The organism is Vogesella oryzagri (genome assembly GCF_040148885.1).
Lineage (GTDB): Bacteria > Pseudomonadota > Gammaproteobacteria > Burkholderiales > Chromobacteriaceae > Vogesella > Vogesella oryzagri.
Genome location: NZ_JBEFLD010000007.1, coordinates 1 through 23870 on the forward strand (window position 1 = coordinate 1; position 23870 = coordinate 23870).

Here is a 23870-nt window from a genome sequence, read left to right on the forward strand (position 1 = left end):
CTTTGGTGCGTGGGTGAGGCAGGCCCCACCCGGACCGCCGCCTCACCCCGGTCCCTGACACGCCTGCTGCGGCCAACGTGGGCCGCAACGTACCCGACCAAACATAAAGCCCGCTGATGCGGGCTTTATTGTTTTTGTTGCCGAGTTGCTGCTGGGTCGCGGGGTTGGAGTGAATCGCTTAGCACTACTCCGCGCTACACAACCCTGCCGTGCTCTTGCAGGCGAATGGAATTGCGAGAGAGCGGCTGCAGTCAGAGCAAGCGATAAAATAGCCGGTCGATGCGAAACTTTCCTAGCCGGCCGAGGAGTTTGCGCACTTTTTCCGGATAGTCCTGCAGTTTCTGCAATTGTCGGTAGTGGCTCAGTACTGTGGTGTGCTGACGAATATTAGTTAATTCCTCAGTGATCTGGGCCTGCAGGATATGTTGCGGATCGTGAATTAGCAGGCCGTTTTCCAGATCGAGGTTGAAGGCGCGGGGGTTCAGGTTGTTGCCGGTGATCAGCATGTACTGTTGGTCAATCCACAGGCCTTTCAGGTGGTAGCTGTTGCCATCATGTTTCCACAGGCGCAGCGTGAGTTGGCCATTTTGCAAGTAGGATTGGCGCTTGCGGGCAAAGCGCCGCAGGTTCATTTCATACAGATAGGGCAGGCAGCCAATGACCTTGAATGCTTGCTCTGGTGGAATGTAGAAATCGTTGGCCTGCTTGTCGCCAACAATGATTTCGACATTAACGCCGTGCGCGAGCAGGGCGTCTATTTGCAGCAATACGCTACGAGGCAAGTTGAAATACGGTGTGCAGATGACGAGTTGCCGCATTGGCTGCCGCAGTAATTGCAGCAGCAGGCCATTGAACGGGTTGCCGCGGCCTTGTCCGCAAACTGGATGAATACTGGTGCTGCGGTGTGTGCCCGGCGGCAGCCGGTATTGCGTGTGCGCCAGCTTTTGGCGTAGCTGGCGTATCAATTGGCGTTGGGTGCGGCCATCCGTTTCTGATGGGCGATCCAGGCGGATAACCGCTGGGTCGGTGGCTAACTGCGCTATCAGGTAGTGCGACATGCTGTCGGCGAGCTCGGCATGGTGCAGCAGGTGGTAGCGATCAAAGCGATAGCGCTCGCCCACGTGCAGATAGACGTTGTTGAGGCTGGCACCGCTGTAGAGCACATCGCTATCGATGATGAAGCCCTTCAGGTGCATCACGCCGAACAGCTCTTTGCTTTGTGCCGGGACGCCGTAGATGGCCAGATTGGCTAACGGCTGCTGTTGTGCGCGTTGGCGATACCAGGCGGCATTGCCGGCCTGCTTTCCTTGTCCGATCAGACCGCGTTGCGCGCGGTGAGCGTCAACAAACAGCCGCACATCCAGTTGCGGGTTGCTGCTGGCGGCCTGATAGAGCGCCTCCAGCACCTCTTCTCCGCCTTCGTCCTGCTGCAGATAGAGTGCGGCCAGATGAATGCGGACTTTGGCGCTGCGAATCAGTTCGAGCAGGGCCTGTCGGAACGCGCTGGCTGAATGCAGGGTTTGCATGCAGTCAGCTGGCATGGCGAAGCCTGGCAGGCTTTCCAGCGAGGGTTTACGAGAGAAAAACGGCATGAGGGTTAACTGTCGAGGCAACAAGCGATGCTAACACTTGTGCCAAGAAAAAGGGCCGGCTAGGCCGGCCCGGTTGGCTTACTTGCCGGTCTTGAATTCTTGCCACAGGCGAGTGGTCAGGCGCTGGGTTTTCGGATCCATGCTCGGCATCACGAAACTCTTGGCCACGACGTCTTTGCCCGGGAAGATGGATGGATTAGCCAGGTTCTGCTTGTCGATGAACGGGCGGGCTGCCAGGCTGCCCGGTGCATAGCTCACCGAGTTGGCATTGGCTGCTGCCACCTTGGCGTCCAGCATGTAATTGATCCAGGCGTAGGCGTTATCCACGTTCTTGGCGTCTTTCGGCATCACCATGCTGTCTACCCAGATCGCCACGCCCTGTTTCGGTACCAGTGGTTGTACCTTCACGCCGTTCTTGGCTTCTTCTGCGCGCTTCTTGGCGATGTTCAGGTCACCACCGTAGCCCAGCACCATGCACAGCGAACCGCCGGCCAGCTCGTTGATGTAACCGGAGGACGAGAAGCGGGTGATGCTGCTACGCAGCGGCTTGAGCAGCGCTGCGGCGGCCTTGTAATCGGCTTCGCTGGTGCTGGCCGGGTTTTTGCCCATGTAGTGCAGGATCACCGGGAACACTTCCGCCGGGGAGTCCAGCATGCTCACGCCACAGCTTTTCAGCTTGGACAGGTATTCCGGCTTGAACAGCAGGTCCCACTGGTTGTCCGGCAGCTTGCCGCCCAGTGCCTTGTTGACCTTGTCCGGGTTGATACCGATGGTGTTAATGCCCCAGAAGTACGGTACCGCGAACTTGTTACCCGGGTCGAAAGCGGTCATCAGCTTCATCAACTCCGGGTCCAGGTTCTTGTAGTTCGGGATCTTGGCGCGATCCAGCGGTTGATACAGACCACCCTGGATCTGCTTGGCCAGGAAGGTGTTGGACGGGTGCACCAGATCGTAGCCGGATTTGCCGGTCAGCATCTTGGCCTGCAGGATCTCGTTACTGTCGTAGACGTCGTAACGCACCTTGACGCCGGTGGCTTTCTGGAAGTTCGGGATGGTGGACTCGGCAATGTAGTCCGACCAGTTGTAGACGTTCAGTTCTTTGGTGGCGGCAGCAGCGCTACCAGTGATACCTGCCAGGGCCAGCCCGAGTGACAGGGCCAGGATAGATTTCTTCATGGTTTCTCCTTGAAGTGCTCCCGCAGAAGCCTGTAAGCGTTATATACAACAAGCCTGCTAATTAAACCCCCCCGTAGGGGAGAAAACAACTCTGATGAGTTAATAAATCGAAGTGCATAAACCAATGGCACGGCTTACGCCTGATCCAGAAGATGCGTGCGTTCCCATTGGCTGATCTGCTGCTGGAAGTCGGCCAGCTCTACCTGTTTGAGGGCAATGAACTGGCTGACAAATTCACTTCCCAGCATTTGGCTCAGCCTGCTGTCTGCCGCCAGCGCGGCTAATGCGGCCGCCAGGTCCGCTGGCAGCGTGGCCTGCTTGCCATAGGCACTGCCAGCGAGTGGCGGAGTGGCCGACAATTCGGCCTGCAGACCAAGCAAACCACAGGCCAGCGTGGCGGCCAGCGCCAGGTAAGGATTGCAGTCGATGCCGGGCAGGCGGTTTTCCACCCGCCGTGCCTGCGCGGCAGATGCCGGTACGCGCAGGCCGCAGCTACGGTTGTCGTAACCCCATTCCACATTGATGGGGGCGGCGGTGTTGGCTGCCAGCCGGCGGTAGGCATTGGGGTTGGGGGCCAGTAGCGCCATGGCGGCCGGCAGATGCTGCTGCAGCCCGGCGATGTAGTGTGCAAAGCGCGGATGCTCGCTGCCGTCGTCATGGCTGAAGACATTGCGGCCAACCTTGTCCAGCAGGCTCTGATGAATGTGCATGGCGCTGCCGGGCTGGCCGGCAAACGGCTTGGCCATGAAGCAGGCTTTCAGGCCGTGCGCTGCCGCCAGCGCGCGCAGGGTGCGTTTCAGCAGAAAGACCTGGTCCGCCAGCTGTAGTGCATCGCCGTGTTGCAGATTGAGTTCGTACTGGCCGTTGCCGACTTCGTGCAGCAGGATGTCGGTGGCGATACCCTGCTGATGACATTGTTGCTCCAGTGCGGCAAAGAACCCTTCGTGTCGCTGGGCATGGTCCAGCGAGTAGGCGGCGCCCAGCGCCTCTGCCTGTTGGCCGTCGGCATTCAGCAGGTAAAACTCGATTTCCGGTGCCACCTGTGGCGTCAGCCCGGCCTGCTGGTATTGTGCCAGCACGTGCTTGAGAACGCTGCGCGGGGCAAATGGCACCATGCGGCCATCTTCATAGTGGCAATCGTGAATCAGCTGGGCAATGCGGCGCCCGTTGCCCGGCTTCAGACTGAGGCTGCCGTCATCCGGCAGTAGCAGCATGTCCGGGTCGTTGTCTGGTACCAGTTGTTGCTGTGGTTCGCCCATCAGCGTCTGCAGCAGGCTGACTTGCGGAAAATGCAGCTGGCCGCTGCCCGGGTAGTGGCTGACCGGTACCAGCTTGCCGCGTGGCAGGCCGTTCAGGTCGGGGATAAGGCATTCAATGTGGGTGATGGCGTGCGCGTGCAGCCAGTCCTGGCGTGTTTGACTCATGGGGTAGCTCCGTCATTTGGACAGTGGAAAAAACAGCGATGCGATGCTGTTTGCTGCCCCCGACGGCACTGAGTGGCTGTTCGAACACGCCAAACGCCAGCTGACTGCCGCGGCGGGGTGGCCAAGGCGCAGAACTGCAGTCCATGAGTGGCTCCAGGTGGAGGTGTGTCTAATTTTTTAGCCGAATATTCGATAATTCGTCAATTTTATTTAACGAATGGCATCGGGTGGGGCGCGGTGTTGTGACGCCGGCGCCACGCTCGTGGCAACCGGCGCTGCATGGCGCACAAATGCGAAATGTGCAAAAATCGAGCCAACTAACGAACTACAGGTTTTTCCATGCTGGACCGGGACGGATATCGCCCCAATGTCGGAATCATCCTCGTGAATGGCAAGAACGAGGTGTTCTGGGGCAAGCGGGTGCGTGAGCACTCGTGGCAATTTCCGCAAGGAGGCATCAAACCTGGCGAAAGCCCCGAAGCCGCCATGTACCGCGAGCTTTTGGAGGAAGTCGGCCTGCTGCCGCAACATGTCAAGATTCTGGGGCGCACCCGCGACTGGCTGCGCTACGACGTGCCTACCAACTGGGTGCGTCGCGAATGGCGCGGTAGTTACCGCGGCCAGAAACAGATCTGGTTTCTGTTGCGCATGGTTGGCCGCGAGTGTGATGTCTGCCTGCGGGCAACCAGTCACCCCGAGTTTGATGGCTGGCGCTGGAACGACTACTGGGCGCCGGTGGATGCGGTGATTGAATTCAAGAAAGATGTGTACGAGCGTGCGCTGACCGAGTTGACCCGCTTTCTCAAGGGCGTGGAAAGCTACAGCGACTATCTGAAACGGACAGGCGGGGGCGACGCGCCCTAGCCCGGAGTGGCCGGACTCGTGATGATCTCTTCTTTGCCACGGCCACGCGCTGCATTTGCAGCCGTGGCCGTTGTTGCTGCCTGGTCGGCATGGCAACCGCATGATGCCGCCACCTGGTGGCTGGAAGCGCTGCCCGCCGTGCTGGGGCTGCCGTTGGTGTGGCTGCTGTGGGGGCGTTTTCCGTGGACCAGGTTGGCCGCATGGGCGATGGCGCTGCATGCGATCATCCTGCTGATCGGTGCGCACTACACCTACGCACTGACGCCGCTGGGCTTCTGGCTGCAGGATTTTTTCGATTTTAGCCGCAATCACTACGATCGCATCGGCCACCTGGCGCAGGGCTTCTTTCCGGCATTGCTGGCGCGCGAGGTGCTTAGCCGCCGTACGCCCTTGCGTGGCGGCTGGCTGGCCTTTCTTGCCACCTGCTTCTGCCTGGCATTTTCCGCGCTGTACGAGCTGATTGAATGGTGGACCGCGCTGGCGCTGGGCTCGGGCGCCGATGCCTTTCTCGCCACCCAGGGCGATCCGTGGGACACGCAGTGGGACATGTTCCTGGCGCTGTGTGGCGCCTTGCTGGCCCAGCTGACGCTGACGCCGGCCCACAACCGACAACTCGCGACGCTGCAGGCGGCGCGTTACTGATCTGAATAACAGCCATGACACAACAAAACTACGACGAATCCTCGGTACGGGTACTCAAGGGGCTGGAGCCGGTCAAAGAGCGGCCCGGCATGTACACCCGCACCACCGATCCCACCCACATCTGCCAGGAAGTGATCGACAACGCCGCCGACGAGGCACTGGGCGGTTTTGCGCGCAAGATCGCGGTGACCGTGCACCAGGACGGCTCGCTGACAGTGGAAGACGACGGCCGCGGCATTCCGGTCGGGCTGCACCCGCAGGAAGGCGTGCCGGTGGTGGAACTGGTGTTCACCCGCCTGCACGCCGGCGGCAAGTTCAACAAGAAGGACGGCGGCGCCTACGCCTTCTCCGGCGGCCTGCACGGCGTCGGCGTGTCGGTGACCAACGCACTGTCCACCCGGCTGGAAGTCGAGGTCAAACGCGAGGGCGGCGTGCACCGGCTGGTATTCGCCGGCGGCGACGTGATCGAGCCGCTGGCCCGCGTCGGCGACTGCGGCCCGCGTACCAGTGGCACCCGCGTGCGGGTGTGGCCGGATGGCAAATACTTCGAAAGCCCGCGCTACTCGATGCAGGAGCTGGAGCGCCTGCTGCGCGCCAAGGCGGTGTTGCTGCCTGGCGTGGCGGTAACTCTGACGGTGGAGCGCCCCAGCGGCGACGAAGTCAAGGTATGGCAGTACCCGGAAGGGCTGAAAGGCTATCTGGCCGAGCTGTGCGGCGATGACGACCCGGTGGCGCCGCTGTTCGCCAGCGAAGCCTACATCGGCGACGATCACGAGCAGTTCGCCCGTGGCGAAGGCGCACAGTGGGCGATGGCCTGGTTCGAGGATGGCGCCAGCGGCGAAAGCTACGTCAACCTGATTCCCACCCCGGTGGGTGGCACCCACGAGGCCGGCCTGCGCGCTGGCGTGTACGAGGCGGTGAAGAGCTTCATCGACCACCACAACCTGCTGCCGCGCGGCGTCAAGCTGATGGCGGAAGACGTGTGGAGCCGGGTGCGCTTCGTGCTGTCGGCGCGGGTGCTCGATCCGCAGTTCCAGGGCCAGACCAAGGACAAGCTCACCAGCCGCGACGCGCTGAAGCTGATCTCCGGCCTGTCGCGCGATCCGGTGGAGCTGTGGCTGAACCAGCACGTGGAAGCCGGCAAGAAGATCGCCGAGCTGGCCATCCGTCAGGCGCAGAGCCGCCTCAAGTCCGTGAAGAAGGTGGAAAAGAAAAAAGGCTCCGGCGTGGCGGTGCTGCCGGGCAAGCTTACCGACTGCGAGAGCGAGGATATCGAGCGCAACGAGCTGTTCCTGGTGGAGGGTGACTCCGCCGGCGGCTCGGCCAAGCTGGCGCGCGACAAGGAATACCAAGCCATCCTGCCGCTGCGCGGCAAGGTGCTCAACAGCTGGGAGACCGACCGCGACCAGCTGTTCTCCAATGCCGAGATCCACGATATGGCGGTAGCCATCGGCGTCGATCCGCATGGCCCGGACGACACGCCGGACCTGTCCGGCCTGCGCTACGGCAAGATCGCCATCCTGTCCGATGCCGACGTCGACGGCTCGCACATCCAGGTGCTGCTGCTGACGCTGTTCTTCCGCCATTTCCCGCGCCTGATCGAGAACGGCAACATCTACATCGCGCAGCCGCCGCTGTTCCGCGTCGACGTGCCGGGGCAGGGCAAGAACCGCCCGCCGCGCAAGCTGTACGCGCTGGACGAGGGCGAGATGACCGCCATTCTCGACCGCCTGCGCAGCGAAGAGGTGAAGGAAAACGCCTGGAGCATCTCGCGCTTCAAGGGTCTGGGCGAGATGAACCCGGAGCAGCTGAAGGACACCACCATGAACCCGGATACCCGCCGCCTGTCCTGCGTGCAGGTGCGTCCGGGCGCGCTGCAGGAAACCCGCGACATGTTCATCAAGCTGATGGGCAAGGGCGAGGCCTCCAGCCGCCGCAGCTGGATGGAAGAGAAAGGCAACGAGGTCGAAGCCGACATCTGATGCTGGATGGCGGCGGCTGGCGCTTGCCCGTCGCCAGCGCCAGCATAGCCTGCTACGGCGACACAATAATGGCCATGGTTTGCTCCATGGCCATTGTCATTGCCGCGGCACTCAGCCGCTGCTACATGCTGCCAAGGTGTGGCGGCCGTGCCGGGGGCTCAGCGCAAGCGGGTCATGTCGTGACGGCGTTCGGTGCAGCCGGTGGACAGGGTCAGACCGTGCAGCTTGGCCAGTAGCCGCGCCTGGCCGGCGCCCAATTCCTCCACCGCGGTCTGCTGCTTGCTGCTGACCATGCTGCCGTCGGCGGCGAAGGCTTCGTGCGCGGCGCCAACCGCCAGCTGCTCCGGCAGCACGATCACGCCGAGGTTGCCGAGAATGGCGCGCACGTGCACCAGCCCGCGCAGGCCGCCGAAGCCGCCGGGCGAGGCGCTCAGCAGCGTGGCCACCTTGCCGCCGTACGGCGATGGTCCGTTGCTGCCGGGTACCGGGCGCGAGGTCCAGTCGATCAGGTTCTTCAGCAGCGGCGAGATGGAGCCGTTGTATTCCGGCGAGGCGATCAGCAGGCCCTGGTGCTCCAGCATCAGCTCGCGCAGCGTCAGCACATTGGCCGGCATGCCGTATTCGCTTTCGTCGTCGCCATCGTAAAGCGGGATCGGAAAGTCGCGCAGGTCGATCTGCGTCACCTCGGCGCCGGCGATTGCCGCGCCTTCCGCCGCGATGGCCACCAGTTTCTTGTTCCAGGAATCCCTTCGCGCGCTGCCGGCAAAGGCCAGGATTTTGGGGGCGTTGCTCACACTGTTCTCCTTGTCGCAGGTCTTGCCCGGTGGGGTAGGAAGACTCAGCTTCCAGTGTAGGTAACGGCGGCCAAAACCCAAGCCGCGACATGTAGCGCGACCATCGCGGGCATGGCGTCATGCCCGCGATGGTCGCTCAGGCGGCGCGGCTGTGGCGCGCCTGGGCCGCCAGCGCCAGCCAGCGTTGCACCGCCGGGCGCTGCCATTGCTGCCGCGCGTAGTGCGCCAACCTCTCCGGCACGGCATCTCCATGCAGCACCAGGCGGTTCAGCGTGGCGGCCAGATCCAGGTCGGCGATGCTCCAGTCGCCGAACAGGTTGGCCGCAGCGTCCGGCAGCAAGGCATCGGCGATGCTGAACAGCTTGCTGGCGGCCTCCTGGGCCGCCGGTGTCAGCGCCGCCTTGCGCGCTGCGGCAAAGATCACATCACTGCCGCGTTCCTGGCGCAGCAGTTGCAGGTCGCTACGCAGCCAGGCTTGCAGCTGGCGGGCGCGGGCCCGCAGTTGCGGCGCAGCCGGGTACAGCGCGCGGCCGGCAAACTGCTCGTCCAGGTATTCGCTGATGGCGGAGGATTCCGACAGCGCAAAATCGCCGTGCTGCAGCGTGGGCACGCGGCGGGTCAGCGACAGCGCGGCATAGCCGGCGGCGTGCTGGGCACGGGCGGCCAGGTCGACGGTGTGGAGCTGGAAGTCGAGATTTTTCTCGGTCAGCGCCACGAATGCCGATAGTGCGTACAGGCTGGAGAACTGGCTATCGACATACAGGTGCAGTGCGGATTGAGACAAGATGATCCCCTTGCTGGTGATGGATACGGCCGCCGCGGCGGTGCGGCCGGCGCAAGGGCAGGTATAGCAGGCGGGCGGGGCACCACGAAGCGAGAAGAAATGCTAAACAAATCAGCGTGGCAAGGTTGGCCGCATGGCGCGCGGGCGCTGCCGCATGCTCAAGCCTGCGGCCAACCATGCCGCGCCTGGCGGCGGCCGGCGTAACAGCCCGCCGCCGTGCGGCCGCCGGTCTGGCTACAGCCGGGCCAGCAGCGCCGCCAGCTGGTCGGTGGCCTGGCCCCAGCCGCTGTGGAAGCCCATTGCCTCGTGCGCTTCGCGGTCGGCCACGCTCCAGTGCCGCACCAGCGCGGTATAGCGCGTGCCGCCGGCCTCGGCGGCAAAGGTCAGGATCACGGTCATGAACGGTTTTTCCGCCGGCTGCCAGGCACGGCTATAGGCATCGGTGATCACCAGCTTCTGGTTGGGGATCACTTCCAGGTAGACGCCGGCATTGGGGTAGTCGTTGCCGTCCGGGTCGCGCATCACCACCAGGTTGCTGCCGCCGGGGCGCACGTCCAGCTCGGCGTGCGGCGTGGTATAGGGCAGCGGGGCAAACCACTGGCACAACAGCGCGGGTTCGGTCCAGGCGCGGTATACCTGTTCGGGCGTGGCGGGTAACAGCCGGCTGAGTTGCAGTTCGCGCGGGTCGCTGTGTGCCTGGGTGCTCATGGTGCCTCCTGGGGGGGCGGTGGGGACGCTTCAGTGTAGACGCTGACGCGACCGGCGCCGCCCCCCGCCTCAGGGGGGCGGTATGCTGGCGATCGCCCACTGGGTGAAGGCGCTGGCCAGGGCCGAGGCGGTGGCCTGCACCAGCACCACCCGTTGTGGCGGCAGCGGCTCGGCCAGCGGCCGGCAGGCGATGGCCACACCGTCGTAGCTGTAATCGCCCGTTGGCCGCATGCAGGCCAGCGCCACGCCGCAGCCATGCGCCACCAGCCCGCGCTGCATCTCGAAGCTTTGTACTGTCTGCACCACCCGCGGCGTCAGCTGCTGCTGCCAGAACAGCGACAGCAGGTATTCGCGGCTGTGCGGGATGTCTTCCAGCACCAGCGGCTCTGCGGCCAACTGTTGCAGCGACACCTTGTCCTGCGCGGCCAGCGGATGATCGGCCGGCAGCAGCGCATATGGTGGTAGCTCGGCCAATATCTGGCGCGGCATCTGTGGGTCGGTGGCCAGCTCGTAGGTCAGCGCCAGCTCGGCCTTGCCGCTGCGCAGCGCGCGCTGCACGCTGGCCAGATCGCCTTCCAGCAGGGTGATCTCCACCTGCGGGTGCTGGCGACGGAAGCCGGCCAGCAGCCGCGGTGCGAAGTAAGGGGCCAGATCCTGAAAGCAGATCAGCGACAGTTGGCCGCGCAGCGGTGCCGCGGCGTCCTGTTGCCCCAGTGCGGCGGCCAGCGCCAGTAGCTGGCGCGCCTGCTGCAGCACCTGCTGACCGGCATCGGTCAGCTCCACGCGGCGGCTGGCCTGGCGGCGGAACAGCGGCGTGTCCAGCGTGCGTTCCAGCTCGGCGATGGCCTGCGATACCGACGGTTGCGACACATGGCGCGCCCGGGCGGCGGCATTCACCCCGCCGTGTTCGGCGGTGGCGACGAAGTACTCTAGCTGGCGCAGCGAGAAGGTGATCATGTTTTCCGATATTGCAGAATAGAAAAGAGATATTTTTATTATTACCTGATGCGCGGAGATACTGCACTGGCCTTACCACCCACCCGGAGTCCCCCATGTCCACCGTAAGCCTGAGTCAGCAACAGATTGCAGATTTCCAACGCGATGGCGTCATCGTGCTGCGCGGCGTGTTCCGCGACTGGATCGACACCCTGCGCGACGGGTTCGAGCAGGTGCTGGCCGCCCCCGGCCCGTTCGCCATCGAAAACGTCGGCAACGGCGAAGCCGGCCGCTTCTTCGAGGATTACTGCAACTGGCAGCGCATCGCGCCGTTTAGCCAGTTCATCCGGCAGTCACCGGCCGCCGACCTCGCCGGCCGGCTGATGCAGTCGCAGCTGGTGCAGATCTTCCACGAGCACATCCTGGTGAAAGAGCCGGGCACCGCCAAGCCGACGCCGTGGCACCAGGACATCCCGTACTACTGTGTCAACGGCGAACAGACCGCCAGCTACTGGATTCCGCTGGACCCGGTGCAGGCCGACAACACCCTGCGCGTGGTGCTGGGCTCGCACCGCTGGCCCAAGCTGGTGCGCCCCAAGCGCTGGGCCAGCAACGAGAACTTCTTTGCCGGCGAAGACGATTACATGGAAATGCCGGATGTCGAGGATGGCAGCTACACCATCCTGGCGCCGGAAATGCAGCCGGGCGATGCGGTGGTGTTCGACTTCCGCACCGTGCACGGCGCCGCCGGCAACCTGGGCGGCAATCGCCGCCGTGCGTTCTCGGCGCGCTTTCTCGGCGACGACGTGCGCTTCGAGCAGCGCCCGGGACGTACCTCGCCGCCGTTCCCCGGCATTGACCTGCACACCGGCGAACGCATGCGCGAGGACTGGTTCCCGGTGGTGTGGCGCGCGGCCAACTAGTCGCCATGCATGCCGCGCCGGCGGCAGTGTCGGCGCGGCGGCAGCTCGTGCCCACGGCTGCCGCCGACACGGCCACGCGGCTACAATTGAAGTATCCAACTGCCCGTGGCTGCACCATGTCCCGTCTGCTGTACCTGCAATCCGGCGGCCCCACCGCCGTACTCAATACCTCGGCGCAAGGCGTGATCGAGACCGCGCGTGCCCACGGCGTTGCCGTGTGCGCGGCGGCCGATGGCCTGGCCGGGCTGCTGGCCGGTCGGCTGCTGGATTGCGATGCGTTGCCGGCGGCTGCCATCGCCCGGCTGGGGTTGCTGCCGGGCGCGGCGTTTGGCAGCAGCCGGCAGATGCTGCCGCCACAGGCGGAGGCGCCGCAACAGTGGCAGCAACTGGCCGCACTGCTGCAGCGCTTCGACATCTGCCAGATTCTGCTCAATGGCGGCAACGGCTCGATGGAAACCGCCTTGCTGCTGCAACAGTTGGGTGAGCAGTTCGGCCTGCCGCTGACGGTGGTGGGCATCCCCAAGACCATAGACAACGATCTGGAAGGCACCGACTTCAGCCCCGGCTTCCCCTCTGCCGCCAAATACCTGGCCAGTAGCCTGCGCGAGGTGCTGCTGGACATGCGCAGCATGGCGCAGGGACGGGTGTTCATCCTGGAAACCATGGGCCGCCATGTCGGCTGGCTGGCTGCTGCCGGTAGTCTGGCGGCGCTGCCGGACGAGGCGCCGCCGCTGTTGCTGCTGCCGGAGGTGGCCTACGACGAGGCGCGGCTGTTTGCCGCCGTGCGCTGCCAGATCGACGCGCAGGGCTACTGCGCCATCGTGGTGTCGGAAGGGCTGCGCAGTGCCGATGGCCGCTTCGTGGCGCAGATGCATGCCGACCGGGTGTATGGCCACGAGCAGTTGGGCGGCGCTGGCGTGTGGCTGGCGCAGCGCATCCAGCACGGCCTGCAGCTGCACGCGCACGTGGCGGTGGCCGATTGCCTGCAGCGCGCGGCGCGGCATTTGCTGTCGGCGGTGGATGCGCGGCTGGCGTACCAGGTTGGCCGCATGGCGGTGGAATGGGCGCTGGCCGGGCAGGGCGGGGTGATGGCCGGCTTGCAGCGGATCGCAACGCCGCATGGCTGCGACTGGCAGGTGGTGCCGCAGCCGCTGGCAGCGGTGGCCAATCTGGAGCGCGCGCTGCCGGCGGCCTTCATCGCCGCCGATGGTCTGGACGTGACGCCGGCCTGTCGTGCCTACCTGCAACCGCTGCTGCTGGGCGAGGTGGCGCTGCCGTTCGTGGCCGGGCTGCCGGACATGCAGCCGCTGCAGTTTCCGCCGCTGCCGGGCTGACGGTATGCGGCCAACGTTGGCCGCATTGCCGCGCTGGTGTGGCCTGTGCCTGTCCACCGCCAGCCGCTGTTCACTCCTCGCCTTCTTCCTCCAGCCAGGCACAGAAATCAGCGCACAGCGGGTCTTCCGCCAGCGCCAGTGGCAGTACCCAGGAATAACCGCGCACCCGCACCCGCGGGCCATCCAGCGGCGTCACCAGCTTGCCGCTGGCCAGCAGTTCCTCGATCACCGGCAGCGGCCCCAGCGTCACCCCCAGGCCGTCGATGGCCGCCTGCAGCGCCAGGTAGTAGTGATCGAAATGCTGCTGCCCGGCGGCCTGCAGCGCCGGCTCGCCGGCTGCCGCCAGCCAGCGCTCCCACGCTACCGGGCGGGTTTCCGAGTGCAGCAGCGTGTGCTGCGCCAGATCTGCCGCGGTGTGCAGCGGCAGCCGCGCCAGCAGCGCCGGGCTGGCGGCCGGCAGCTCGTGCTCGGTGAGGAAGGTGTGCGACACGAAACCATGCCAGTGGTCGTTGCCACGACGGATGGCGATGTCGAAATCGGCATGCTGGTTGTTGATGGCGGCGTCCGAGGTGGCCAGCCGCAGCTCCACCCCGGGGTGGCGGCGCTGGAAGCGGGTCAGCCGTGGCAGCAGCCAGTGCATCGCCAGCGTGGGGGTGACATTGATGCGCAGCAGCCGCGGCCGGTTGCTTGTGAGTTTTTCGGTGGCGCTGGCGATGCTGTCAAACGCGGTTTGCAGCACCGGCAGATATTGGCGGCCGGCGTCGCTCAGCTGCACGCGGCGGCCGTGGCGCACAAACAGCGCCACGCCCAGCCACTCTTCCAGCTGGGCGATCTGGCGGCTGACGGCGCCGTGGGTGACATTGAGCTGCTCGGCGGCGGCAGAAAAACTGTCCAGCCGGGCGGCGGTTTCAAACACGCGCAGGGCGTTGAGCGGGGGCAGGCGGCGGTTCATGCTGGTGAGTTTATTGCACAACGCTTGCCGAAAAAACTCGTTTGTGAGCGCGGCGGTCAGCGGACTAAGCTCAACACCATGATGACGAGCGTAGTGCCTGACCGGCGGGCCTTGTTTGCCGGTTTCTTTATCGTGGGGCTGTCCGGCTTTGGCGGCGTGCTGCCGCATGCGCAGCACATGCTGGTGGAGCGGCGGCGCTGGCTGTCGGAGCAGCAGTTTGCCGAGGTGCTGGGGCTGGGGCAGGTGTTGCCGGGGCCGAATATCGTCAACGTGGCGGTGGCGGTGGGGGCGCGCTTCCATGGCGCCAGCGGGGCGCTGGTGGCTTGCGCCGGTCTGCTGCTGGCGCCGCTGGGCGTGGTGCTGCTGTTGGCCGCACTGTATGCCGGCTACCAGCAGCTGCCGCTGGTGCAGGGGCTGCTGCGCGGACTGGCGCCGGCGGCGATCGGGCTGATTTTCGGCATGGGGCTGAAACTGGCGGCGCGGCTGCCGCGCAAGCGGCGGCCATGGGTGCTGGCGCTGCTGACCTTTGCCGCGGTGGCGCTGTGGCAGCTGCCCTTGTTGCTGGTGTTGCTGCTGCTGGCGCCACTGGGGGTGGCGCTGGCGTGGCACTGGCCGGAGGGCGCGCAATGATGCTGCTATGGGTGTTGTTTCTCTTGTTCGCGCAGTTTTCGCTGCTGGCGGTGGGCGGCGCCAACGCGGTGGTGCCGGAAATCCACCGCGTGGTGGTGGGCGAGCTGGGCTGGCTCAGCGGCCAGCAGTTTGCCGATCTGTTTGCCATTGCCCAAGCGGCGCCAGGGCCGAACGTGCTAATCGTCAGTCTGATCGGCTGGCATATGGCCGGCGTGCCGGGGGCGGCGGTCAGCCTGCTGGGTATCTGCCTGCCGTCGTCACTGCTGAGCTTTGCTGTGGCGCGCTGGTGGCAGCGGGTGCAGGGCAGCCGGCTGGCGCTGGCGATAGAGCGCGGCCTGGCACCGCTGACGGTGGGGCTGGTGTTGGCCGGCGCCAGCATGATGCTGCACGCGCTGACGCTGGACGCGCGCGGGCTGCTGCTGTGTGCCGCCAGTGCGCTGCTGGCCTGGCGCCTGCGCCTCAATCCACTGTGGCTGCTGGCGGGCGGGGGGCTGCTGGGGATGCTGGGCTGGGTGTAGCGGCGGGCGGCACCGGGTTGCCGTCGTCGTCGAACTGGCAGCCGCACAGCGGCTCGTCTACCGCGGCTGGCGGGGTGTCGCACCAGGCGGCGCGGAAAAAGCGCGGCGAACCCCAGCGCTGGTGCGGCTGCCAGCCGTCGGCCGGCAGCTGCAGGCCGCGGATGCCGAAGCGCGCCAGATCCTGTGGCGAGTAATCGAACCCCAGTGCCTGTGGCACTGCGCGTCGCCACTGCTCATGTTGGCCGCAGACGCTGATCAGCTGGCTGACGCCGATGCTGGCGTAGAAGTCGCGTTCCTGCTGCTGCCACAAGGCGAGGTCGTCGCGTGCCGCCTGTTGCCGCGCTGGGTTGTGCGGCCAGCGGGCGCGGATGATGGCCTGCCAGTCCGGCTGCAGCGCACCGCCATGCCACAGCAGCATGCTGCCGGCTGCGAGATATTTGTTGCGCCCGGCCGGAAACACATAGTTGGCGCAGGCCGACGCGCACTGCTCGCGCACGCGCACGTCCAGCCCCCACCCGTGTACCAGATAGCCCAGCAGCAGCCCCAGCCGCGCGTCGCCGCCTGGGCTGTTGATCAGCAGCTCGCGCGGTTTTGCCGCGCTGCGCTGGTATAGCGCCTCCAGCTGCTGGATGGCGGGCAGCAGCAGCGGGCCATCGTACTGCAGGGTCTGCCCGTCGGCGCTGAGGCTGGCGCTGGCGCTCTCCTCTGCCTGGCTGCTGCCGCACAGCAGCGCCAGCAGGGCTGCAATCAGGTGGCGGCTGACGCTGGATTGGCAGGGCATGGCTGGCTCCGTGCAAGGTTGGCCGCAGGCTGGCTCAGTCGGCCAGCGCGATCACCACGCGCTTGTTGCGCGCGCCCTTGCTCTCGATCTTCTTCACCAGCACCTGGCCGATTTCGCCGGTGCGGCGCACGTGGGTGCCGCCACAGGGCTGCAGGTCGATGCCGTCGATGGCGATCAGGCGGATTTCCGGCAGCTCCAGCGGCGGCGTCACCGACATGGTCTTGATCAGCTCCGGCTGCGCCTTCAGCGCCGCGCCGCTGGTCATCTGCACGCTTACCGCATGGTCGGCGGCAATCAGCGCGTTCAGCTCGCGTTCGATGTGATCCTTGTCCAGTTCCATGCCTTCCGGCAGGTCGAAATCCAGGCGCCCGGATTCGGCGGACAGATTGCCGCCGGTGACGCCAGCCTTGATCACGCAGGACAGCAGGTGCAGACAGGTATGGATGCGCATGTGGCGGTGACGGCGCGCCCAGTCCAGCTGCAGCGTCACCGCCGTGCCGGCGACCAGCCGTGGCGCGTCGGCGGCCACCTGATGCACGATGGCGCGGCTAGTCTTGTCGCGGCGGGTGTCGCTGATGGCGAGGCTGCTGCCGTCGGCCAGCTGCAGCGTGGCCGTGTCGCCGGGTTGGCCGCCGCCCAGCGGGTAGCACAGGGTATCGGCCAGCACGATGCCGGCATCGTCATGGCTGACGACGGTGGTGCTGAGGCTGGTCTGGTACGGGTCGAGATAGAAGCGTTCCGGCATGATGTCCTCTGTTGTTATGCGGCGCGTAGCGCCAGTCATGACAGAGTGCTGGCGGCGGGCGCGCTTTTCAAGTGCCGCTGACGCCGGAGGCGGGCTTGCGCGATAATCGGCGACTGTCTTTTCCGCGTTATCGCCATGTCACTGCACACCCTGGATCACTACACCCCGCCGCCGGATGAGGGGCTGTCGCTGCTGTACGCGGATGAAGCGCTGCTGGCGGTGGATAAACCGGCCGGCCTGCTGAGCGTGCCGGGGCGCGGCGCGGCGTTTGCCGATTGCCTGATTGCCCGCGTGCAGCGGCAGTATCCGGAGGCGCTGATCGTGCACCGGCTGGATATGGCCACCTCCGGCATCCTGCTACTGGCGCGCGGTGCGGCGATGCAGCGCACGCTGTCACTGCTGTTTGCCAGCCGGGTGGTGCGCAAGTGCTACAGCGCGGTGCTGGCTGGCCGCTTGCAAGGGGAGGGGCGCATCATGCTGCCGCTGGGGCGCGACTGGCCGAACCGGCCGCGGCAGCGGGTGGATCTGCTGGCAGGCAAATCGGCGCATACCGACTGGCAGGCCCAGGACTACGACCGCGACGCCGACTGCAGCCGGGTGTTGCTGTGGCCGCATACCGGCCGCACCCACCAGCTGCGGGTGCATATGCAGGCGCTGGGGCACCCGATTCTGGGCGACGGCCTATATGCCCCGGCGGAAAGCTTGGCCGCCGCGCCGCGGCTGCTGCTGCATGCCAGCCGGCTGCAACTGCCGCATCCACTGACCGGCGCGGCGCTGGATATCGCCTGCCCGGCACCGTTCTAGACCGCGGCCGCGCCGCCAAACAGCAGCGCACCGGCGAACACTGCCAGCATGGCAAAGGCGCAGGCGATCTTCACCGCCGTGCCGGCGAGAAAGCCGACAAAGGTGGCCACGCCGACTTTGCCGGCCTGCGGCAGCGAGCGCCGCGCCTGTAGCTCGCCGATCACCGCGCCGACGATGGGGCCGATGATGGCGCCAAACAAGCCCAGGAACATGCCCACCACGCCGCCGATAAAGGCGCCGAGCAGTGCCTGGCGGCTGGCGCCGCTTTTCCTGGCACCCAGCAGGCCGGCCAGGTTTTCCACTACCATGCCCAGCAGCGCCAGCAGGCCGATGACGACCAGCGGCCACATGCCGACATGGGCAAAATCCCCCAGCCATGCCGCCAGCAGCATGCCGCCGCCCAGCAGCAACAGCCCAGGCAGCGCCGGGTAGACGGTGCCGGCCAGACCGGCCAGCATCAGTATCACGGCGAGGGCGTAGCCCAGCCAGCTCCATTCCATGAGAGTGCTCCTGCGTGGGGTAATGGCAGAAAAGAACACGGCGCCGACGGTAAGTTCCGCCAGCGCCGTGTTGCGGCCAACCTTCGGACCAGGCTCAGCTGGTGTATTCCAGCTGCAGGATCTCTTGTGCGCAACGGCCCTTGCCACGCGCCACACGGCGGCGATAGCTACCATCCGGCTGCATTTCCCAGGTGTTGGCGTTGTCTTCCAGGTAGATTTTCAGGCCTTCCTTGATGATGCGGCGCTTGAGCTTGGCATCCAGGATCGGCACGCAGGTCTCGATGCGACGGAACAGGTTGCGACCCATCCAGTCGGCACTGGCGATAAACAGATTTTCCGCCTTGTCGTTGGAGAAGTAGAACACGCGGGTGTGTTCCAGGAAGCGGCCAACAATGGAACGCACGGTGATGTTTTCCGACAGCCCTTCCACTCCCGGGCGCAGCGCGCACACGCCGCGGATGATCAGCTGGATCTTGACCCCGGCCTGGCTGGCGCGGTACAGCGCGTTGATCATCTGCGGCTCCAGCAGCGCGTTCATCTTGGCGATGATGTGCCCCTGGCGGCCTTCCTGCGCATGCTGGATTTCGCGGTCGATGGCGCTCATCAGCATGTTGTTGAGGGTGAACGGCGACTGGTACAGATGGGTAAGTTCGCTGGCGTGGCCGAGGCCGGTGATCTGCACGAACAGGTCGTTGACGTCGCTGGCGATTTCCTCGTTGGCGGTCAGCAGGCCGAAGTCGGTGTACAGCCGCGCGGTGCGCGGGTGGTAGTTGCCGGTACCCAGGTGCACGTAGCGCTTGAGCAAGCCTTCCTCGCGGCGTACCAGCAGCAGCATCTTGGCGTGTACCTTGTAGCCGAACACGCCGAACACCACGTGCGCGCCGGCGTCTTCCAGCCGGTTGGCCCAGCTGATGTTGGCTTCTTCGTCGAAGCGCGCCATCAGCTCCACCACCACGGTGACTTCTTTGCCGGCGCGGGCGGCGGCAATCAGCGATTCCATCAGCACCGAGTCGGTGCCGGTGCGGTACACCGTCATCTTGATCGCCAGTACGTCCGGGTCGGTGGCGGCCTCGTTGAGCAGGTCGATCACCGGCTGGAAGCTCTGGAACGGGTGGTGCAGCAGGATGTCGTGCTGGCGGATGGCGGCGAACAGCGGCGCCTTGTTAGCCAGCTCCGGCGGCAGCGACGGTTCGAACGGGGTGAATTTCAGCTCCGGGCGCTCCACCTTGTCCGGCACCTGCATCAGCCGCACCAGGTTGACCGGGCCATCGACGCGGAACACGTGTTCCTTGCTGAGGTTCAGCGTACCGGTGAGGAAGTCCTCGACATGCTGCGGGCAGGTGTCGGCGATTTCCAGCCGCACCGCATCGCCAAACTGGCGCTGGCGCAATTCGCCCTGCAGCGCGGTGCGCAGGTTTTTCACGTCCTCGTCTTCCACGTTCAGCTCGCTGTCGCGGGTGACGCGGAACTGGTAGCAGCCTTTCACCGTCATGCCCGGGAACAGCTCCTGCACATGCGAGTGCAGGATGGAGGACAGGAACACGAAGGTATCCGGGTTGCCGCCACAGATCTCGGCCGGCAGCTTGATCACCCGCGGCAGGATGCGCGGCGCCTGCACGATGGCGATGCCGGATTCGCGACCGAAGGCGTCGGTGCCTTCCAGCTCCACGATGAAGTTCAGACTCTTGTTGAGCAGGCGCGGGAACGGGTGCGACGGATCCAGCCCGATCGGGGTGAGGATGGGCATCAGCTCGCGGAAGAAATAGCCGCGCACCCACTCGCGGTGATGGCTGTCCCATTCGTTACGGCGCAGGAACACGATGTTCTGCTCGCGCAGCGCCGGCAGGATTTCCTCGCGCAGCAGCCGGTATTGCTCGCGCACCAGCTCGTGCGCGGCGGCGGCAAGCTGGCTCAGCGCCTCGCACGGGGTGCTGCCATCGGCCAGGATGCGCTTGGGTGTCAGCTCGGCGGCTTCTTTCAGCCACGCCACCCGTACTTCGTAGAACTCGTCCATATTGGACGAGACGATGCACAGGAACTTGAGTCGCTCGAGCAGTGGCAGGCGTTCTTCTTCGGCCTGCGCCATCACGCGGCGGTTGAATTCGATCAGACCCAGTTCGCGGTTGAGCAGATTGTCGTTTGGCGTGGACATTTTTTATGCAATTTAAATGATTTGAGCGGCAAAAAAAGCCCTCTTGCGAGGGCTGCGGCTTATTGCTGCGGGGTAAACCCGGCTACCTGATCGGCACCCTGGCCGAAGAAGTAGGCCTCCAGCTGGGCGGCCAGGTACTGACGGGCGCGCTGGTCGGCCAGGCTGAGGCGGTTTTCGTTGATCAGCATGGTCTGGTAACGCAGCCAGCCCTGCCAGGCTTCCTTGGACACGTTCTCGAACACGCGCTGGCCCAGTGCGCCCGGCAGCGGCGGGAAATCCATACCTTCAGCTTCGCGGCCGAGTTTCACACAGTTAACCATTCTTGCCATGGTGCATTCCTTACTAAAAGTTTTGACACAGTAGAGGGCAATTGTGACACAGCGATGACAGGTCACCAACCTTGCTGCCGCTATCGGCTGTCGCCGGTCAAGCCAGCGGCTTGATGAATACCTTGGAGCGGCGGTTGTGGTTGTAGAGTTCCTTGCGTGCCGCCGGCAGGTCGGCGATCTCGGCCGGCTGGAACCCGCGCTCCATGAACCAGTGCGCGGTCTGGGTGGTGAGGATGAACAGCTTCTTCAGTCCGCGCAGCTGCGCCTGTTTTTCCACATGCCCCAGCAGCAGGTCGCCAAAGCCGCCCTTGCGCCGCTCCTGGCTGACCGCCAGGCAGGCCAGTTCCGCCATGCCTTCGTCCGGGAAGCTGAACATCGCCACGCAGCCGCAGATGCGCTCGTCGTGCTCCACCACGAAATACTGGCGGATGCTGATCTCGAAATGCTCGCGGCTGCGCTTGATCAGGATGCCCTGTTCTTCCAGCGGACGGATCAGCGCCATGATGTCGCCGACGTCGTCGATAGTGGCTTCGCGCACTTTCACCAGCGAATCGCGGGCGATCATGGTGCCGGTGCCGTAGTCGGTGAACAGCTCTACCAGCAGCGCGCCGTCGGCGGCATGGCTGACCAGATGGGCGCGGCCAACCCCTTCGCGGGTGGCGCGAATGGCAAACGGCAGGCTGACATTCACCTCGTCGCTGTCGATGCCGCGCTGCTGGATGCTTTCCGCCTGTTCGGCGGAGATGGCGCTGTGCAGCACGCCGTCGGCATCCACCAGACCATTGCTCTGCATCATGAAGATCAGCTTCTCCGCCTTCAGCTCGATGGCGGCCTGGCAGGCGACTTCTTCCATGGTCATGTTGAAGGTTTCGCCGGTGGGCGAGTAGCCGATCAGCGACATCAGCACCAGTTCGCCCTGGTCCAGCCGCTTGTTGATGGCGCTGGTGTCGATCTTGCGCACCCGGCCGCTGTACTGCATGTCCACGCCGGCGATCACCCCCAGCGGCTGCGCGGTGACGAAATTGCCACCGGCCACGTGCAGGCAGGCGCCGTGCATCGGTGAATTGGGCATGCCCATCGACAGGAAGGCTTCCAGATCGTGGCGCATGCCGCCGACGGCGGCCTTGACTGCTTCCAGCGTGGCGGCATCGGTAACGCGGCGGCCGTGGTGGAACTGGCGCGGCAGGTTGCGGATGCGCAGCTGTTCGTCGATCTGCGGACGGGCGCCGTGTACCAGCACGATACGCACGCCCAGGCTGACCAGCAGGTTGATGTCCTGCGCCAGGCCGTACAGATTGCCACGGGCGATGCACTCGCCGTTGACGGCAATCACGAAGGTCTTGCCGCGGAAATTGTTGATGTAGGGCGCGGCCTCGCGAAAGGCCAGCACGAAATCGGGATGCAGCATGCACAGCTCCAGACGGAAGGGGCCGGAAAAAGCGCAAGGTTAGCAGGAATGCGCCGCGCACGGGGCGGCCAACGTTGGCCGCAGGCGATCAGCGCTCCAGGCGCAGCTCTTCCGGGGTGTCGTCGTGGTCGCCGTGCGGATGCTGCTGGTACAGCTGGCAGAACACTTCGCGCACCCGGGCGCTGCCGGGCGTGTCGTCCAGATTGTCCAGCTGCACTTGTTCGCTATAGCCGATCAGTCGGCAGTGTGCGCGCTGCCACCAGGAGCCGGCCAGGGGGATGCCGGCGGCGGCCAGCGCCGGCAGCAGCTGCGCCAGGCTGTGCTGCGGCAGCTGGTAGTGCAGGACCAGCCGCGACTGTTGCGGCAGGGCCAGCACCTGCAGGCCGAACTGCTGGCGCAAAAAAAGCGCCGCACGCTCCACCTGCTGAGCATCAGCCAGGTGCAGGGTGCGGCACTTGTGGAGTTCCGACGGTGTCATGGTGGCCTCCAGTCTGGCGGCCAACCATGCGCGGGCGCGTCAGGACGGGTTTTTCTTCAGCAGGATCTGCTGCACCTTGAGCACATTCAAGGCTTGCTCCAGCTGGCTGTCAACCGGCTTGGCGTTGCTGTCGCTGTCGCCGTTCTTGGCCGCAGGCTTGGCTGCCGGGGCGGCCGGCTTGCTCTTCGGTGCTTCCTCGCCGCCGTTCGGGTTGCTCAGATGCTTGTCCAGATCGGCTTCGCGGATGCGGAAGCCGGCATCGCTGTTGTCCTCGGCGGTAATGTCCGGGGTGATGCCCTTGGCCTGGATGGAGCGGCCGCTCGGGGTGAAGTAGCGCGCGGTAGTGAGCTTGATGCCGCCCTCGTTGGACAGCGGCAGCACCGACTGCACCGAGCCCTTGCCGAAGGTCTGGGTGCCGACGATCAGCGCGCGCTTGTGATCCTGCAGTGCGCCGGCGACGATTTCCGAGGCCGAGGCCGAGCCGGCATTCACCAGCACCACCAGCGGCACGGTTTTCAGCTCGGCCGGGGACTTGGTGTAGTAGTCGCTACCGCCGCGCAGGTAGTACTTCGGACTGGCGTACAGGCGCATCTGGGCATCCGCCACGCGGCCTTCGGTGTACACCACCAGCGCATCCTTGGGCAGGAAGGCGGCGGACACGCCCACCGCGCCGTTGAGCAGGCCACCCGGGTCGTCGCGCAGGTCGAGGATCAGGCCGTTGAGCGGCGCCTTGTTGTCCTTGTACAGGCTGCCCAGCGCGCTGGCGAAGTTCTCCACCGTGTGTTCCTGGAACTGCGACACTCGCACGTAGCCGAAGCCCGGCTCCAGCAGGCGCGATTTCACGCTCTTGGTCTGGATGGTGGCGCGAGTCAGCGTCAGCACGATGGGCTTGGTTTCGGTCTTGCGGGCGATGGTCAGCGTGACCTTGGTATTGGGCAGGCCGCGCATGCGTTTTACCGCATCGTTGATCGACAGGCCGCGTACCGGGGTGTCGTCGATCTTGACGATGAAGTCGCCGCTCTTGATGCCGGCCTTCTGCGCCGGGGTGTCCTCGATCGGCGACACCACTTTCACCAGGCCGTCTTCCATGCTGATCTCGATGCCGAGACCGACAAACTCGCCCTGGGTGCCTTCCTTGAAGTCCTTGAATTCCTTGGGATCAAAGTAATCCGAGTGTGGATCCAGCCCGGACAGCATGCCGCGGATGGCTTCGTTGATCAGCTTCTTGTCTTCTACCGGTTCAACGTAATCCTGCTTGATGCGGCCGAAGACCTCGGCAAAGGTGCGCAGCTCGTTCAGCGGCAGCACGCTGTCGCCCTTGTCGGCGAAAGCCTGGATGCTGAGGGTGAGTGCGCCACCGAGCAAGGCACCGGTGGTCAGCAGAGTCAGCTTGCGGATGCGTGTATTCATATCG

The 23870-nt window shown here is 65.2% G+C and carries 24 protein-coding genes; 8 read left to right on the forward strand and 16 right to left on the reverse strand.

The features are described from left to right. Nucleotides 1-251: 251 nt before the first annotated feature. The 3 genes from pssA to ABNW52_RS13480 all read right to left on the reverse strand — a co-directional run bounded on the left by pssA (nucleotide 252) and on the right by ABNW52_RS13480 (nucleotide 4192). Nucleotides 252-1592 (reverse strand): CDP-diacylglycerol--serine O-phosphatidyltransferase, encoded by a 1341-nt coding sequence (pssA, locus tag ABNW52_RS13470; protein WP_349588745.1) that lies wholly within the window; start codon nucleotides 1590-1592, stop codon nucleotides 252-254. Between the two features lie 78 nt (nucleotides 1593-1670). Further along, on the reverse strand, nucleotides 1671-2768 hold the full coding sequence (locus ABNW52_RS13475) for a polyamine ABC transporter substrate-binding protein (RefSeq protein WP_349588748.1): 1098 nt from the start codon (nucleotides 2766-2768) through the stop codon (nucleotides 1671-1673). 134 nt (nucleotides 2769-2902) lie between these two features. Continuing rightward, nucleotides 2903-4192, reverse strand: a complete 1290-nt coding sequence (locus ABNW52_RS13480; protein ID WP_349588750.1) for a glutamine synthetase family protein — start codon at nucleotides 4190-4192, stop codon at nucleotides 2903-2905. Nucleotides 4193-4531: 339 nt separating this feature from the next. Here ABNW52_RS13480 and ABNW52_RS13485 point away from each other — a divergent pair, with 339 nt between their 5' ends. The 3 genes from ABNW52_RS13485 to parE are packed head-to-tail and all read left to right on the forward strand — an operon-like array spanning nucleotide 4532 to nucleotide 7680. Then, entirely contained in the window at nucleotides 4532-5056 is a 525-nt protein-coding gene (locus ABNW52_RS13485) for an RNA pyrophosphohydrolase (RefSeq protein ID WP_349588753.1), read from the forward strand. 21 nt (nucleotides 5057-5077) lie between these two features. Next, complete coding sequence (locus ABNW52_RS13490; RefSeq protein ID WP_465270727.1) at nucleotides 5078-5698, forward strand: DUF2238 domain-containing protein; 621 nt, start codon at nucleotides 5078-5080, stop codon at nucleotides 5696-5698. A gap of 14 nt (nucleotides 5699-5712) precedes the next feature. Further along, entirely contained in the window at nucleotides 5713-7680 is a 1968-nt protein-coding gene (gene parE / locus ABNW52_RS13495; protein ID WP_349588759.1) for a DNA topoisomerase IV subunit B, read from the forward strand. Between the two features lie 158 nt (nucleotides 7681-7838). On the opposite strand, the gene ABNW52_RS13500 is transcribed toward parE, so the two are convergent. The 4 genes from ABNW52_RS13500 to ABNW52_RS13515 all read right to left on the reverse strand — a co-directional run bounded on the left by ABNW52_RS13500 (nucleotide 7839) and on the right by ABNW52_RS13515 (nucleotide 10923). After that, nucleotides 7839-8474 (reverse strand): NADPH-dependent FMN reductase, encoded by a 636-nt coding sequence (locus tag ABNW52_RS13500; RefSeq protein WP_349588762.1) that lies wholly within the window; start codon nucleotides 8472-8474, stop codon nucleotides 7839-7841. Nucleotides 8475-8610: 136 nt separating this feature from the next. After that, nucleotides 8611-9258, reverse strand: coding sequence for a glutathione transferase (gene yfcF, locus ABNW52_RS13505; protein ID WP_349588764.1), 648 nt, complete (start codon nucleotides 9256-9258; stop codon nucleotides 8611-8613). A gap of 234 nt (nucleotides 9259-9492) precedes the next feature. After that, nucleotides 9493-9966, reverse strand: a complete 474-nt coding sequence (locus tag ABNW52_RS13510; RefSeq protein WP_349588766.1) for an SRPBCC family protein — start codon at nucleotides 9964-9966, stop codon at nucleotides 9493-9495. 69 nt (nucleotides 9967-10035) lie between these two features. Beyond that, entirely contained in the window at nucleotides 10036-10923 is an 888-nt protein-coding gene (locus tag ABNW52_RS13515) for a LysR family transcriptional regulator (protein ID WP_349588768.1), read from the reverse strand. Nucleotides 10924-11018: 95 nt separating this feature from the next. Between ABNW52_RS13515 and ABNW52_RS13520 the strand changes: the two genes are divergently transcribed. Beyond that, a complete protein-coding gene (locus ABNW52_RS13520; protein WP_349588770.1) occupies nucleotides 11019-11825 on the forward strand; it encodes a phytanoyl-CoA dioxygenase family protein in 807 nt (268 codons plus the stop codon). Between the two features lie 116 nt (nucleotides 11826-11941). Beyond that, nucleotides 11942-13159 carry a diphosphate--fructose-6-phosphate 1-phosphotransferase gene (locus tag ABNW52_RS13525; protein ID WP_349588773.1) on the forward strand — a complete coding sequence of 406 codons (1218 nt, stop codon included), beginning with the start codon at nucleotides 11942-11944 and terminating at the stop codon, nucleotides 13157-13159. Nucleotides 13160-13229: 70 nt separating this feature from the next. Here the strand turns inward: ABNW52_RS13525 and gcvA are convergent, their stop codons facing one another. Beyond that, a complete protein-coding gene (gcvA, locus tag ABNW52_RS13530; RefSeq protein WP_349588776.1) occupies nucleotides 13230-14111 on the reverse strand; it encodes a transcriptional regulator GcvA in 882 nt (293 codons plus the stop codon). A gap of 78 nt (nucleotides 14112-14189) precedes the next feature. On the opposite strand from gcvA, the gene ABNW52_RS13535 reads away from it, so the two are divergent. Continuing rightward, nucleotides 14190-14741 carry a chromate transporter gene (locus ABNW52_RS13535; RefSeq protein WP_349588778.1) on the forward strand — a complete coding sequence of 184 codons (552 nt, stop codon included), beginning with the start codon at nucleotides 14190-14192 and terminating at the stop codon, nucleotides 14739-14741. Then, nucleotides 14738-15259 carry a chromate transporter gene (locus tag ABNW52_RS13540; RefSeq protein WP_349588780.1) on the forward strand — a complete coding sequence of 174 codons (522 nt, stop codon included), beginning with the start codon at nucleotides 14738-14740 and terminating at the stop codon, nucleotides 15257-15259. The genes ABNW52_RS13535 and ABNW52_RS13540 overlap by 4 nt, the downstream gene beginning before the upstream one ends. On the opposite strand, the gene ABNW52_RS13545 is transcribed toward ABNW52_RS13540, so the two are convergent. Continuing rightward, on the reverse strand, nucleotides 15201-16040 hold the full coding sequence (locus ABNW52_RS13545) for a hypothetical protein (protein ID WP_349588783.1): 840 nt from the start codon (nucleotides 16038-16040) through the stop codon (nucleotides 15201-15203). The two genes, ABNW52_RS13540 and ABNW52_RS13545, sit on opposite strands and share 59 nt — an antisense overlap. Nucleotides 16041-16074: 34 nt before the next feature. After that, complete coding sequence (locus tag ABNW52_RS13550) at nucleotides 16075-16824, reverse strand: alanyl-tRNA editing protein (protein ID WP_349588785.1); 750 nt, start codon at nucleotides 16822-16824, stop codon at nucleotides 16075-16077. 96 nt (nucleotides 16825-16920) lie between these two features. Here ABNW52_RS13550 and ABNW52_RS13555 point away from each other — a divergent pair, with 96 nt between their 5' ends. Continuing rightward, nucleotides 16921-17589 carry a pseudouridine synthase gene (locus tag ABNW52_RS13555; RefSeq protein ID WP_349588788.1) on the forward strand — a complete coding sequence of 223 codons (669 nt, stop codon included), beginning with the start codon at nucleotides 16921-16923 and terminating at the stop codon, nucleotides 17587-17589. Here ABNW52_RS13555 and ABNW52_RS13560 read toward each other — a convergent pair. From ABNW52_RS13560 to ABNW52_RS13585, 6 genes are all read right to left on the reverse strand, one after another. After that, nucleotides 17586-18089, reverse strand: coding sequence for a DUF456 domain-containing protein (locus ABNW52_RS13560; RefSeq protein WP_349588791.1), 504 nt, complete (start codon nucleotides 18087-18089; stop codon nucleotides 17586-17588). The two genes, ABNW52_RS13555 and ABNW52_RS13560, sit on opposite strands and share 4 nt — an antisense overlap. Nucleotides 18090-18183: 94 nt before the next feature. Continuing rightward, nucleotides 18184-20241 carry a polyphosphate kinase 1 gene (gene ppk1 / locus ABNW52_RS13565; protein ID WP_349588793.1) on the reverse strand — a complete coding sequence of 686 codons (2058 nt, stop codon included), beginning with the start codon at nucleotides 20239-20241 and terminating at the stop codon, nucleotides 18184-18186. A 59-nt stretch (nucleotides 20242-20300) separates the two neighbouring features. Continuing rightward, nucleotides 20301-20570 (reverse strand): oxidative damage protection protein, encoded by a 270-nt coding sequence (locus tag ABNW52_RS13570; RefSeq protein ID WP_088965124.1) that lies wholly within the window; start codon nucleotides 20568-20570, stop codon nucleotides 20301-20303. Between the two features lie 97 nt (nucleotides 20571-20667). Next, nucleotides 20668-21978, reverse strand: a complete 1311-nt coding sequence (gene argA / locus ABNW52_RS13575; RefSeq protein ID WP_349588795.1) for an amino-acid N-acetyltransferase — start codon at nucleotides 21976-21978, stop codon at nucleotides 20668-20670. A gap of 88 nt (nucleotides 21979-22066) precedes the next feature. Then, nucleotides 22067-22456 carry a hypothetical protein gene (locus ABNW52_RS13580; RefSeq protein ID WP_349588798.1) on the reverse strand — a complete coding sequence of 130 codons (390 nt, stop codon included), beginning with the start codon at nucleotides 22454-22456 and terminating at the stop codon, nucleotides 22067-22069. 39 nt (nucleotides 22457-22495) lie between these two features. Next, nucleotides 22496-23866 carry a S41 family peptidase gene (locus tag ABNW52_RS13585; RefSeq protein ID WP_349588800.1) on the reverse strand — a complete coding sequence of 457 codons (1371 nt, stop codon included), beginning with the start codon at nucleotides 23864-23866 and terminating at the stop codon, nucleotides 22496-22498. Nucleotides 23867-23870 lie beyond the last annotated feature (4 nt).

Bases quoted from the DNA above. Each gene is read 5' to 3' on its own strand.
- ABNW52_RS13485 (WP_349588753.1), top strand. From the start codon at position 4,532: ATGCTGGACCGGGACGGATATCGCCCCAATGTCGGAATCATCCTCGTG.
- ABNW52_RS13515 (WP_349588768.1), bottom strand. From the start codon at position 10,923: ATGATCACCTTCTCGCTGCGCCAGCTAGAGTACTTCGTCGCCACCGCC.
- ABNW52_RS13540 (WP_349588780.1), top strand. From the start codon at position 14,738: ATGATGCTGCTATGGGTGTTGTTTCTCTTGTTCGCGCAGTTTTCGCTG.
- ABNW52_RS13535 (WP_349588778.1), top strand. From the start codon at position 14,190: ATGATGACGAGCGTAGTGCCTGACCGGCGGGCCTTGTTTGCCGGTTTC.
- ABNW52_RS13520 (WP_349588770.1), top strand. From the start codon at position 11,019: ATGTCCACCGTAAGCCTGAGTCAGCAACAGATTGCAGATTTCCAACGC.
- ABNW52_RS13525 (WP_349588773.1), top strand. From the start codon at position 11,942: ATGTCCCGTCTGCTGTACCTGCAATCCGGCGGCCCCACCGCCGTACTC.
- ABNW52_RS13475 (WP_349588748.1), bottom strand. From the start codon at position 2,768: ATGAAGAAATCTATCCTGGCCCTGTCACTCGGGCTGGCCCTGGCAGGT.
- ABNW52_RS13580 (WP_349588798.1), bottom strand. From the start codon at position 22,456: ATGACACCGTCGGAACTCCACAAGTGCCGCACCCTGCACCTGGCTGAT.
- ABNW52_RS13490 (WP_465270727.1), top strand. From the start codon at position 5,078: ATGATCTCTTCTTTGCCACGGCCACGCGCTGCATTTGCAGCCGTGGCC.
- ABNW52_RS13570 (WP_088965124.1), bottom strand. From the start codon at position 20,570: ATGGCAAGAATGGTTAACTGTGTGAAACTCGGCCGCGAAGCTGAAGGT.
- ABNW52_RS13510 (WP_349588766.1), bottom strand. From the start codon at position 9,966: ATGAGCACCCAGGCACACAGCGACCCGCGCGAACTGCAACTCAGCCGG.
- ABNW52_RS13545 (WP_349588783.1), bottom strand. From the start codon at position 16,040: ATGCCCTGCCAATCCAGCGTCAGCCGCCACCTGATTGCAGCCCTGCTG.
- argA (WP_349588795.1), bottom strand. From the start codon at position 21,978: ATGCTGCATCCCGATTTCGTGCTGGCCTTTCGCGAGGCCGCGCCCTAC.
- ppk1 (WP_349588793.1), bottom strand. From the start codon at position 20,241: ATGTCCACGCCAAACGACAATCTGCTCAACCGCGAACTGGGTCTGATC.
- ABNW52_RS13550 (WP_349588785.1), bottom strand. From the start codon at position 16,824: ATGACTGGCGCTACGCGCCGCATAACAACAGAGGACATCATGCCGGAA.
- pssA (WP_349588745.1), bottom strand. From the start codon at position 1,592: ATGCCGTTTTTCTCTCGTAAACCCTCGCTGGAAAGCCTGCCAGGCTTC.
- ABNW52_RS13555 (WP_349588788.1), top strand. From the start codon at position 16,921: ATGTCACTGCACACCCTGGATCACTACACCCCGCCGCCGGATGAGGGG.
- ABNW52_RS13480 (WP_349588750.1), bottom strand. From the start codon at position 4,192: ATGAGTCAAACACGCCAGGACTGGCTGCACGCGCACGCCATCACCCAC.
- ABNW52_RS13560 (WP_349588791.1), bottom strand. From the start codon at position 18,089: ATGGAATGGAGCTGGCTGGGCTACGCCCTCGCCGTGATACTGATGCTG.
- gcvA (WP_349588776.1), bottom strand. From the start codon at position 14,111: ATGAACCGCCGCCTGCCCCCGCTCAACGCCCTGCGCGTGTTTGAAACC.
- parE (WP_349588759.1), top strand. From the start codon at position 5,713: ATGACACAACAAAACTACGACGAATCCTCGGTACGGGTACTCAAGGGG.
- ABNW52_RS13585 (WP_349588800.1), bottom strand. From the start codon at position 23,866: ATGAATACACGCATCCGCAAGCTGACTCTGCTGACCACCGGTGCCTTG.